Annotated in this window: 12 protein-coding genes; 2 read left to right on the top strand and 10 right to left on the bottom strand. The window is 31.6% G+C overall.

The annotated features are described in order from the left end of the window. Positions 1 to 43 precede the first annotated feature (43 nt). The 9 genes from ABZA26_RS01875 to ABZA26_RS01835 all read right to left on the bottom strand — a co-directional run bounded on the left by ABZA26_RS01875 (position 44) and on the right by ABZA26_RS01835 (position 9,318). Positions 44 to 1,654, bottom strand: a complete 1,611-nt coding sequence (locus ABZA26_RS01875; RefSeq protein WP_372712822.1) for a mannitol dehydrogenase family protein — start codon at positions 1,652 to 1,654, stop codon at positions 44 to 46. An 11-nt stretch (positions 1,655 to 1,665) separates the two neighbouring features. Further along, positions 1,666 to 2,730 carry a mannonate dehydratase gene (gene uxuA, locus ABZA26_RS01870; protein WP_372712821.1) on the bottom strand — a complete coding sequence of 355 codons (1,065 nt, stop codon included), beginning with the start codon at positions 2,728 to 2,730 and terminating at the stop codon, positions 1,666 to 1,668. A 112-nt stretch (positions 2,731 to 2,842) separates the two neighbouring features. After that, positions 2,843 to 4,132, bottom strand: a complete 1,290-nt coding sequence (locus tag ABZA26_RS01865) for a TRAP transporter large permease (RefSeq protein WP_372712820.1) — start codon at positions 4,130 to 4,132, stop codon at positions 2,843 to 2,845. After that, positions 4,132 to 4,641 carry a TRAP transporter small permease gene (locus ABZA26_RS01860; RefSeq protein WP_372712819.1) on the bottom strand — a complete coding sequence of 170 codons (510 nt, stop codon included), beginning with the start codon at positions 4,639 to 4,641 and terminating at the stop codon, positions 4,132 to 4,134. The genes ABZA26_RS01865 and ABZA26_RS01860 overlap by 1 nt, the downstream gene beginning before the upstream one ends. A 62-nt stretch (positions 4,642 to 4,703) precedes the next feature. After that, complete coding sequence (locus ABZA26_RS01855) at positions 4,704 to 5,696, bottom strand: TRAP transporter substrate-binding protein (protein WP_372712818.1); 993 nt, start codon at positions 5,694 to 5,696, stop codon at positions 4,704 to 4,706. 107 nt (positions 5,697 to 5,803) lie between these two features. Beyond that, complete coding sequence (yiaK, locus tag ABZA26_RS01850; protein WP_372712817.1) at positions 5,804 to 6,811, bottom strand: 3-dehydro-L-gulonate 2-dehydrogenase; 1,008 nt, start codon at positions 6,809 to 6,811, stop codon at positions 5,804 to 5,806. A 3-nt stretch (positions 6,812 to 6,814) separates the two neighbouring features. Next, positions 6,815 to 7,801 (bottom strand): Gfo/Idh/MocA family protein, encoded by a 987-nt coding sequence (locus tag ABZA26_RS01845; protein WP_372712816.1) that lies wholly within the window; start codon positions 7,799 to 7,801, stop codon positions 6,815 to 6,817. Between the two features lie 12 nt (positions 7,802 to 7,813). Further along, positions 7,814 to 8,281: a YhcH/YjgK/YiaL family protein gene (locus ABZA26_RS01840; protein ID WP_372712815.1), complete on the bottom strand. Its 468-nt coding sequence runs from the start codon at positions 8,279 to 8,281 to the stop codon at positions 7,814 to 7,816. Positions 8,282 to 8,301: 20 nt separating this feature from the next. Then, positions 8,302 to 9,318 carry a zinc-binding alcohol dehydrogenase family protein gene (locus tag ABZA26_RS01835; RefSeq protein WP_372712814.1) on the bottom strand — a complete coding sequence of 339 codons (1,017 nt, stop codon included), beginning with the start codon at positions 9,316 to 9,318 and terminating at the stop codon, positions 8,302 to 8,304. A gap of 204 nt (positions 9,319 to 9,522) precedes the next feature. On the opposite strand from ABZA26_RS01835, the gene ABZA26_RS01830 reads away from it, so the two are divergent. Beyond that, the gene (locus ABZA26_RS01830; protein WP_372712812.1) at positions 9,523 to 10,221 is read left to right on the top strand and encodes a GntR family transcriptional regulator; all 699 of its coding nucleotides are present in this window, start codon (positions 9,523 to 9,525) and stop codon (positions 10,219 to 10,221) included. A gap of 262 nt (positions 10,222 to 10,483) precedes the next feature. Here the strand turns inward: ABZA26_RS01830 and ABZA26_RS01825 are convergent, their stop codons facing one another. Beyond that, positions 10,484 to 10,843: a transposase gene (locus tag ABZA26_RS01825; RefSeq protein ID WP_372712824.1), complete on the bottom strand. Its 360-nt coding sequence runs from the start codon at positions 10,841 to 10,843 to the stop codon at positions 10,484 to 10,486. Between the two features lie 283 nt (positions 10,844 to 11,126). On the opposite strand from ABZA26_RS01825, the gene ABZA26_RS01820 reads away from it, so the two are divergent. Continuing rightward, positions 11,127 to 11,255 (top strand): DUF1413 domain-containing protein (locus tag ABZA26_RS01820; RefSeq protein WP_372712823.1); only part of this gene is annotated, 129 nt, incomplete at its 3' end.

The raw sequence follows: 11,255 nt of genomic DNA, 5'->3' as shown, positions 1-11,255 counted from the left end.
TATTTCAAATTTTTTCAATCTATGTCCTCCTAATTATAATAGACTATAAATATCTATTTAATGTTTCTCTAATTGCTCCTGAACCTTTAATAAATTCTTTAAAATAAGTTTCTATTATTTCTCCCATTCCAATTTCATATAAATTTATTCCCATTAGTTTTTCATCTGATAAGATTGGTTTTAAACTTTCGGAAATATTATTAAATGATCCCATCTCTATATTCCCAATATGTTTTTTTAATGAATCTAACATAGGATCAGAACTAAGTTCAAATTTAACACCACTATCATCTATTCCCATTAAATAACGACACCACCCAGCAATTACTAATGGTATATATTTTAACTGTTTTACATCTAAATCATTACTATTGTTATACTCTTTAATCGTTTCTCCGAATCTAATAGCGATCTTTTGAGATGTGTCAGTAGCAATTCTTTGAGGTGTATCAGGTAAAAACGGATTTGGGAAACGAACCTCTAAAACTTCCTTTATAAATTCAGATGGATTTATAATAATAGGATCGGTAACAACCTTTATCCCTTCTTCATATGCCATTTTTTCTACAAATAATTTTAAAGTTTCATCTTTCATCTCATCTGCAATACTATTATAAGAGAGTAAACATCCAAAGATAGCAAGAGCTGTATGAAGTGGATTTAAACAAGTACAAACTTTCATCCTTTCAACTTTATCAACAGTTTTCCTGTCTGTAAACATAACCCCACTTTCCTCTAAATTAGGTCTTCCATTTGGAAAATTATCTTCAATGACTAAATATTGAGGTTCCTCTGCATTTACAAAAGCTGAAGTATAAGTATTTTTTTCTGTAATAATTAATTCTGAATTTTCAAACCCGTCATCTTTTAGACTATTTTTTATAAAGGCGTTTGGTCTAGGAGTTATCTTATCTATCATGGTACAAGGGAACGAAACTTTAGCAGAATCTTTAAGATAATCAACAAATTTTTCATCCATAAATTTATTTTCTACCCATTTTTTTGCATAAAATAAAACAGCATTATAAAGTTTAATCCCATTTTCAGAGCAGTTATCCATACTTACCAATGCTACAGGTGAAGATCCATTTAAAAATCTTTCATAACACAGTGCTGTTAATTTACCCATAAAATACTGGGAATCTTTATAACTTTTATTTAAGTCATTTAAGACAAATGGTAAGATTTCTCCATCATTATTAAAAATTGAATATCCCTTTTCTGTTACTGTCAAACTAACCATTTGAAGAGAAGGTGATTTAAAAATTCTTTTAAGTTCATCCCAGTCATCTTTATTGGATGTGTCGGCAGTTAGAGAACTTACAACACTTCCTATAACTTCTTTTTTTATATTGCCATCTGGTTTTAACGTTACTAACAAACTTAAATTGTCAAAGGGGATATAAGCTTTTTCTATTATTTCATAGTCATATCCTTCTGCTACTATAATTCCCTTATTTGATTTACCTTCATTTAATAATTTATTTTGATTTGCCGCTGTAAAAGCTCTAAATAAATTCCCTGCCCCAAAGTGAAGCCATACAGGTTCTTTTATTGTATTTTCTTTTATTTTTTCAATATCATAAATTGGTAGTTCATAGCCTTTTTCTAGCCATTGATCTCTATTTTTTAATCCATCATTTGACAATTTCATATCTCTACTCCTTATTTTTTTTCTAATTGATCCCAAATACCAAGTAAATACATTATCCCCATAGCCCTGTCATAAAGACCATAACCAGGTCTACAAGTTTTTTCTTCTCCCCAAATATGTCTACCATGATCAGGCCTCATATATCCTTCAAATCCATTTTCATGATATGCTCTCATAACATCAACTATATCAACAGATCCATCACATGCTCTATGAGATGTCTCTATAAAGTTACCATTATCAAAAACCTTTACATTTCTTACATGAGCAAAGTGAATTCTGTCAGCAAATTCTCTAATAATATTTGGTATATCATTTGTTTTTACTGATCCTAAAGACCCCGTACAAAGTGATAGTCCATTATATTTATTATTCACTAAGCCCAAAAACCTTTTTATATTATCCCTACTTGTAATAATTCTAGGAAGACCAAAAATGTCAAAAGCTGGGTCATCAGGGTGAATAGCCATTTTAATGTCTAATCTTTCAGCTACAGGGATTATTTTTTCTAAAAAATACTTAAGGTTACTCCATAAGTTTTCTGCTGTAAAACCACTGTAAGCTTTAAAAGATTCTTCTATTTTTTCTAACCTTTCAGGCTCCCATCCAGGCATAGTTACATCTACATCTTTAGAAAGTTTTTTAATTAACTCAACTGGATTAATATCTTCTATTTTACTTTTTTCAAAGAAAAGAGCATTTGATCCATCTTCTGTTTTTTTATAGAGATCTGTTCTAGTCCAATCAAATACAGGCATAAAGTTATAGCATATACACTTTACTCCTACTTTTGATAATTTTTCCATTGTTTCAATATAATTCTCTATATATTTATCTCTTGTAGAAAGTCCTAATTTTATATCTTCATGTACATTTACACTTTCAACAACATCTATATTAAATCCATATTCATCTGCTTGTTTTTTTACTTCTTCTATCCTCTCCATAGGCCAGTTTTCACCAGCAGCCATATCATGTAATGACCATACTACTCCTTCTACACCAGGAATCTGTTTTATTTTATCTAAAGTAACTTCATCGTTACCTTTACCATACCATCTAAATGTCATTTTCATATTTAAACCTCCATAATTTTTCATCAATACTAGTATACAAGATAAATGTACATATATAAAGAGCCACCCTTATATGGCTCTTGCACAAAGTATCTTCTTTTAATTCATCTCTTTAGAACATAGAAGGATTTAATAACTTTGGGAATCCCATTATTATCTGTGGTGTGAATGCCACAAAGAATAGAGCTACTATTGCCATTATGAAAAACGGTAATACTCCTTTAAACGATCTCTCAATTGTAAGGTTTGATATGGACCCTGCAATAAGAAGACATAATCCATATGGAGGTGTTACCAATCCAAGAGCTAATGTCATTACAATTATTACTCCAAGGTGAGTAAGATCTACTCCTAGAGCAAGAGCTGCAGGTAGTATTACTGGTACAAATAATATCATTGCTGGTACTGCATCCATGAATGTACCTATAAATAAAAAGAATATTATTACAACAAACATAAATGTATTAACTCCTCCAGGCATTCCTAAGAAGAAGTCCGCTGCTTTTGTAGATACATTATAATATCCTAATAATTCTCCTAAAGCATTTGCTGTACAAAGAGCAAATAAAGATAGTGAACTCAGTTTTAAAGTTTCTACAATTATATTAGGTAGATCTCTTACTTTTATAGTTTTGTAATAAAACATTCCAATTATTAATGCATATACACATGCAAAGGCTGCTGCTTCTGTCGGTGTGTATGCTCCTGAAATAATTCCACCAATTATAATAACTGGTGTTAATAGTGCAGGGAAACTTTCTTTTAATAACCCTAAAATATATCTATAAGACGCTTTTTCTCCCTTAGCATAGTTTCTTTTTACACTAATAAAGTAAACTATTACCATCATAGATATTCCTAAGATAAATCCTGGTAATAAACCTACAAAGAATAATGCTCCTGTTGAAACATTAGCTATTCCTGCATAAACTACCATTGTTATGCTTGGAGGGATAATACTTCCGAGAGTAGAGGATGCTGCCGTTACTCCTACTGAAATTTCTTTATCATAACCATTCTCTTCCATTTGTGGAATAAGAATTTTTCCAACTCCTGCTGTATCAGCTTGAGAAGATCCAGATACTCCGGCAAATATCATTGATACAAGTATGTTTGCATGAGCTAACCCACCTCTAATGTGACCAACAAGTGCTATACAAAGATCAATAAGTCTTTTTGATATGGAACCATGATTCATAAGGTTGGCTGCAAGTATAAACAGAGGTACTGCAAGAAGTACAAAAGATCCAAGACCTGTAAACATCTTCATGAATACAACTATACCACTTAATCCAGGAATCAACATAACTCCAGTAAATGCTACTATTCCTATTACAAATGAAATTGGTACTCCTAGAACAATTAGTCCTAAAAATATTCCTATTAATAATATCTGAGTCATTACTTAACCTCCCTTGCTTCTAAATTATTAGCTTTACTACTAGTAAGTTTTTTTATATGCCCTATGATGTGATCAATACTATAGATTGTTGATGTAAATCCTAATATAGGAACACAAAGCCACGTATACCCCATCTTCATTTCTGGTATACTAATCCATCTATAGTTCCAGAATTTTTTACTAATAACTGTTCCATAATACAATATTTCCATTGAAAAAAGTAATACGATTATAGCTAAAAATATTTTTAATACAGTTTTCTTTTTTCCATCTAATTTATCTAACACACTTGTAAAAGCAAAGTGCTTATTTTCGTAAGCCATTACTCCTGCACCCATAAATACTGACCATGTAAATGCGTATTTACTTACTTCTCCAGTCCAAGTTACCATTACCCCTGCATATCTACAGAAAACTTGTATTACTATTGATATGAAAAATATACTAATACAAATAACTCCAACTCCTAGCTGAATTTTTTGAATCTGCTTTGATAGTTTTGCTATCATCTTATGTTCCCCCTTATAAAGCTTAGGGCTATCATAAGATAGCCCTAGCCTACTTAACCTAATTACTTTCTTGTTAGTTCTAATAAATCTTCTAAACCATTTTTCTTTGCATATTCATCCTGAATAGGGATAGCGATTGCTTTAAATGCTTCAAGATTTACTCCGTTAATCTCTCCACCATCAGCTAAGATCTTAGCCTTTGAATCATCAAGCATTCTATAAGTTACTTCTCTTTCTTCTATTACTGAAGCTTTTGCTGCTTCTAAGATCCAAGCTTGCTGCTCAGCTGTATACTTATCGAAGTTATGACCATTCATAAGAAGAAGTCTAGTAGTATAATCATGAGCTGTAAGTGAAGTGTACTTACCATTTGGTGTTTTATGGTGCTCTTGAAGTCTCATATTAGTCATATCATTTTCAGCTGCATCTGCTGTGCCAGTATTAAGAGCCTGGTATAATTCTTGCCATCCTACAGATATAGGGTTAGCTCCAGTTTTCTTCCAGAACGCTTGCTGTACAGGTGATCCCTGCGCTCTAATGTTTAGTCCTTTTGCGTCTGTTGGTTCAACAATTGGTCTTTTTCCATAATAGTTCCTAACTCCTGAAGAGTAGTATCCTACTACTTTAAAGTCGTTATTTGTTTTTTCAGTGATGATGTCTTTCATCTTATCTCCGAATTCTCCATCGATTACTGTTTCCCAGTTATCAAAACTATCAAAGATATAAAGAAGTGAAAGGAGATCAAATTCCTTTACTCCTGTTCCTGACATAAATCCAGGTGATGTTACTACCATATCTACTGAATCAGTAGTTAGTTTCATAGCTAGTTCAGATTCATTTGTTCCTAGACTTCCAGGGAAAACTTCCGCTTTCATTGTTCCTCCAGATATTCTTTCTAACTCATTTGCAAACTTATTCAATCCATATTGGTATGGATTTTCAAGAGAAGTTTGATTATGTGCTATTCTTAGTGTTACTTGCTTTGGTGCTGCTACCTCAGTTGATTTTGCCTCTTCCTTTGATCCACATCCTACAAATCCTACAGCTAATAGCACTGATAAGATACCTAAAAAATTTTTCATTTTCTTTGCCCCCCTTAGTTTCTTTATAATAAGAGCCCGAAGCCCCATTGAAAATAAAACTTAAACTCCCAAAACAATTCTTACATAGATGTTATTGTGTTCCAAATATCTTCAACAACAGGAATACCATTTTCTGTATTATCCTTTCTTGTATTCATTTCCATCTCACCTGGATAGAAGATCTTACCATTTGCATCTGATGCTTCTGATGATTTTATATCTTCTAATACTTCATCTATAATACCATCTGTCATATTGATGCTATTCATTTGAGAAGGATCTATAGCAATTACTATTTGAGATAAACCGTACTCATCTTCACAATTCTTTCCGATAGATGTTACAGAATGTCCACCAGATAACACTGCTGCAATAAGGTCAAGAGCTACTGACATTCCAGAACCCTTCCAGAATCCCATTGGTAATACTCTCCAAGTTTTTTCAATCTCTGTAGGATCAGTAGAGATTCTTCCTTCAGTATCAAATCCTCCTGCTACTGGAAGTTGCTTTCCTTCTATTTTAGTCTGCTCGATCTTACCGTATGAGAACTGAGCCATAGCACAGTCTACTACTACATGTTCCTTGTTACTTCTAGGAATAGCCATTACAAATGGGTTGTTTCCGATATTTCTATCTTTTGTTCCCCAAGCTGGCATGTTTGGCATAGTGTTAGTCCAACACATTCCGATCATTCCTGCATCTGCTGCTTGCCATCCAAAAGTTCCACCTCTCATCCAGTGGTTTGTATTTTTAATTGCTACAATTCCAATTCCACTTGTTCTTGCAAGTTCGATTGCTCTATCCATTGCACTCTGTGCATTTGTATTACCCATAGCTAGGTTTCCATTCCACCTTTCAAATGAACCCATGCTCGCTTCTACTGTTGGCTTAGCATCTATCTTGATATATCCCTTGTCTACATATGACATTACTCTTGGGAATCTATTTACTCCATGTGAGTAAACTCCATCTAAACTGTTGTCTGCAAATAGTCTTGCACTTCTATTTGCTGTTTTAGCGTCAAATCCCTTCTTTAGTAGTATTCTTTCAAATTCTTTTACCATATCATCATATTTTATTCTTAACATTATTTAATCTCCTCTATAATTTTTTAATAACATATCTGTGATTTTTACTGTATTTACTGATTGTGCAAAGCTTGCTTCACTTTTTTTCTTTCCAGTTAGCTCGTGTACTACTGCTTGTTGGAAAGGCATAGCTGCGTGCTCTGGCTCTTCAAATGTAAGTGTTTCCACCTTACCATCTTTTTCGATTATTACTTTCTTTGCAGATAGACCATCATAGATGATTCTTCCTTTGTTACCTATAATTTCTACTTTGTTTTCATTCTTATCTGCTACATAACACCAGTTTCCTACACCTAGGATTCCGTTAGCAAATTTAAATGTTGCCACTACTGTATCGTCAGCATCATAGTATCCACCTTTATTTTCCACAACACCATTCATAGACTCTATTTCTCCGAAATACATGATTAGGCAATCTAATACGTGTACTCCCATGTCAAGGAACTTTCCTCCACCAGAGATAGCTGGAATTACTCTCCAAGGCAGGTTGTTTCTATTTAACTCAGCTTCTTCTACTTTTTGAGTCTGAGTTACATATACCTGTCTTACATCTCCAATGACTTTGTTATCTAGCATCTCTTTTATCTTAAGGAATTTATCTACTCCTCTTCTATAGAATGCTACATATACAGGAATTCCTTTTTCTTCAGATAACTTTTGAATCTCAAGACACTCTTCATATGTGTTAGCAATTGGCTTTTCTACATATGGTATCTTTCCTGCATTTAGGATATCCATTGTATACTGGAAGTGAAACTTTGGTGGAGTAGCTACATATACTATATCTACTTCAGGATCAATTAATATATCATCTACACTCTTATATACTTTTTCTACATTATGTCTTTTAGCCCAGTCTGTAGCCTGATCATAATCTAAGTTATATACTCCCACAAGTTTTGAACCTTCTGATTTATATAGTCCTGGACCACTCTTTACTTCTGTTACCTGGCCAGTTCCTATCATTGCCCATCTTACTTCTTTTAACATTGGCTATTCCTCCTATAAGATTTCTGTGTTTATCTTTATTACTATCTTTCTTATCTTTGATTTTTCTCCATCAAAGCATGCTGGTATATGTACTATATGAGGGAAGAACACTGCGAATGTTCCAGGTGTCATAGTCATCTCTGACTCTCCTTCACATCCTTCATAAAACATGATATCTCTATCTGCATCATATTCATTTGCTATTACATTGTTTCCTGTGTCTACAGCAAATCCTATTTTTTCTTTACCAGAAATCAGGCACTGTACATCTATATACTTTCTGTGTACTTCAGGTTTCTTAGTTTCTCTAGGAGCTGTTTCAGTATCGATTACCTGTACAAACATATCCTTTCCTTGAAGTTCATATACACCTGCTTCCTTATTTTCAAGATTTGTTTCCTGAAGATATTTCACTGCTCTTTGTATAGCTTCTGGATATATAGTCATATCTCCAGTATTGTTTATGTTTCCAAATATCATGATATCCCCCTAAATTCTATTTATAAAGTTACGACTATTTTACATACTTTACTTGGATCGTTATCTATAAGATCAAACATCTCTTGTATATCTTCTATTTTAAATTTATGAGAGATTAATTTTTTAGCATCTACCTTCTTATTATCAAACCAATCTACAACTGTTGGGAATTGATTGTTATGAAGTCTAGAACCTTTTATCTCAAGACCTTTTTTCGTAATATGTACCTGAGAAATTGCTGATGGATTTGGGTTAAATCCTAGAATAACAATTCTTCCTGCTGCTGATGCTAGCTCTACTGCTTGCTCAAATGTCTGTGGGATACATACTGCATCTATTATTACATTAGCTCCTTCACCATTTGTAAATTCCTTTACTGCTTCTGCTACATCTTTCTTTGCAGGGTTTACTGTAAGATCTGCTCCAAGTCCCTCTGCGATAGATAGTCTATGCTCATTGAAGTCAGAGATCATTACTCTAGCTCCTTTTGATTTTGCTACTTGTAATATTGCAAGTCCGATTGGTCCAGCTCCCATTACAAATACTGTATCGCTTTCTCTTATGTCTCCTTTAGAAGTAGACTGTGCTGCAATTGTAAATGGTTCTATAAGAGCTCCCTCTTCAAATGAGATATCTGAACGGAATTTAAATGCTCTTGCTGCTGGCACTACAACATACTCTTGCATACCACCATCTGTATGTACTCCACTTACTTCTAGTTCTGCACACACATTTCCATTTCCTATTCTACAAGCATAGCAAGTTCCACAAGTTGATACAGGATCTACTGATACTCTGTCTCCAATTGCTAAGTTTTCTACTTCGCTTCCTACTTCTACTATTTCTCCAGAGAACTCATGTCCTATTACTCTTGGGTAAGTTGCTAGTGGGTTTGTTCCATGGTAAATATGTACATCTGAACCACATATTCCTACTGCTTTTATTTTAATAAGTACGTCATCTTTATTTTGTAATTTTGGTGTTTCCTTTTCTAAAAATTCTATTTTTTCTTTGCTTATTACTGCTAGTGCTTTCATATCTAAAACCTCCTAAGTTGTATACAAGTTTCTTGGAAATAATTTAACATATTTTTTTATATTATGCAAGTTTTTTCTTTTGTACTTTTCCTCTCGTTTCTGAACGTTTTGTTCAAAAATATTAATTTTTTAAAGATTTTAAAAAAAAAATTGATTTTGAAGATAAAAAAAAGTATAATACTTGTATACATGATAGGAGGGAAAATGACTTTAAAAAATATCTTAAAAAATGAAAATGAAAATAACAGTAAATATGTTTATAGAGTTTTAAAAAACAACATTATGAATTTAAATCTTAAACCCGGTGAATTTATTAGTGAAATATCTATCTCAAAAGTTTTGCATCTAAGCAGAACACCGATACGCGAAGCTTTAATCAAATTAAGTGACGAAAGATTAATTGATGTAATACCACAAAAAAAATCTATGATTACTAAATTAGATTTAAATTTGATACATGAATCTGTTTTTATGAGAGGAACTTTAGAAAAACAGATACTCTCTGACGTTTTAGAACTCAATAATTTCGATTTTCTAATAAAAAAACTGGAAAAAAATCTTCATTTTCAAAAAAATATAATTACTTCAAATACTGATTTGCATGATTTATTCTATTTAGATAATGAATTTCATAAATTAATTTTTGAATCCGTTAACATGGGGCGAGTTTGGAAAATTATAATGCTCTTTAATACTCATCATTCTAGGTTAAGACTATTAGAGTTTCTTGAAAATAAAAGAACAGATTTAATCATAAAACAACATGAAAATTTAATAAACCTTTTAAAAAATAGAGAAATAAAACCACTACAAAATTTTGTGAATGAACATTTATCTCACTACAAAATCAATCAAAAAGAATTAAAAATAAAATACCCTAATTATTTTATAAATGTTCAATAATATAAAATGGTGTTATTGATAAATCTTAACCTTAAAAATATTATAAATAAGACCTCATTAACTTTGCAACTATTACAGTTAGGGAGATTTTATTTGGTTTGAAATAATCTAGAAGATCTAATTAAGTTCCCTAAAATAAGGATACTTTTTCAAATCTTTTTTTAGTTCAATAATTTTACTTTACTAACTAGACTTGTGCAAATTATGAAATCCAATAATTTTTTATATCACAAAATAAGTACTTTTTTACAATATAATTTTTTTACGCGGGAATTCCTAAATTTAATAGGAGTTCCTGTTTTGATTTATCTTCACTAAGTTTTTCATAGATAAATCCTATAAAATTAGCCTTATTCTTTATTTTTATTTTATCTAATATTGCTCCAAGATTCTCTTTAACATTGGATTTATAGCGTTCGATCTCTAAAAAATTATAGATCAAGTAAACTAAACTCCAAAATCTTTCGATCCCTTTAAAACTTCTCATTTCATAATCATTTAGACCTAACCTTTGTTTTTTATACCTAAAACTCACTTCTATTTCCCAACGGTATCCATAATATTCTATAATTTCTTTCGTTGTTAAAGCAGTATTTGTAAAAACTAAATAAAATGGTTTTATTAATTCTCCATGTTTTTTCTGCCAAAGGATTAAAATAACTATATTTTCAATTCCTTATATTTAGTCTGATTATTCCAAGTAATTATTATAGATAACTTATGAATGAATATTCTGAAACTTACATAGTCGTAATTAATTAAAATTATCATTATAACCGTTATTTTATTTTTGTTTTGCGATAATCCTTGAATTTTGTCCGAAATTTCTTCCTAAATTAGATTTACATTATATACAATGTTGTTTATAATGGTTCTATATAAGTAACTGAAAATTTGGAGGTATTATGAAATTAAAAGATCTTTTAGAAGAAGCTATAAAGCAAACTAAAAATTTGAACTCTGGTGAATTATTTATGGTAAAAGAATTATTTAGAGGAGTAGAGTGGAATAGAATTGATAGAGGTTTAAGGATG

The sequence above is a fragment of the Ilyobacter sp. genome (genome assembly GCF_041583315.1).
Classification (GTDB): Bacteria; Fusobacteriota; Fusobacteriia; order Fusobacteriales; family Fusobacteriaceae; genus Ilyobacter.
This window is presented reverse-complemented; position numbering and strand designations above follow the sequence as displayed.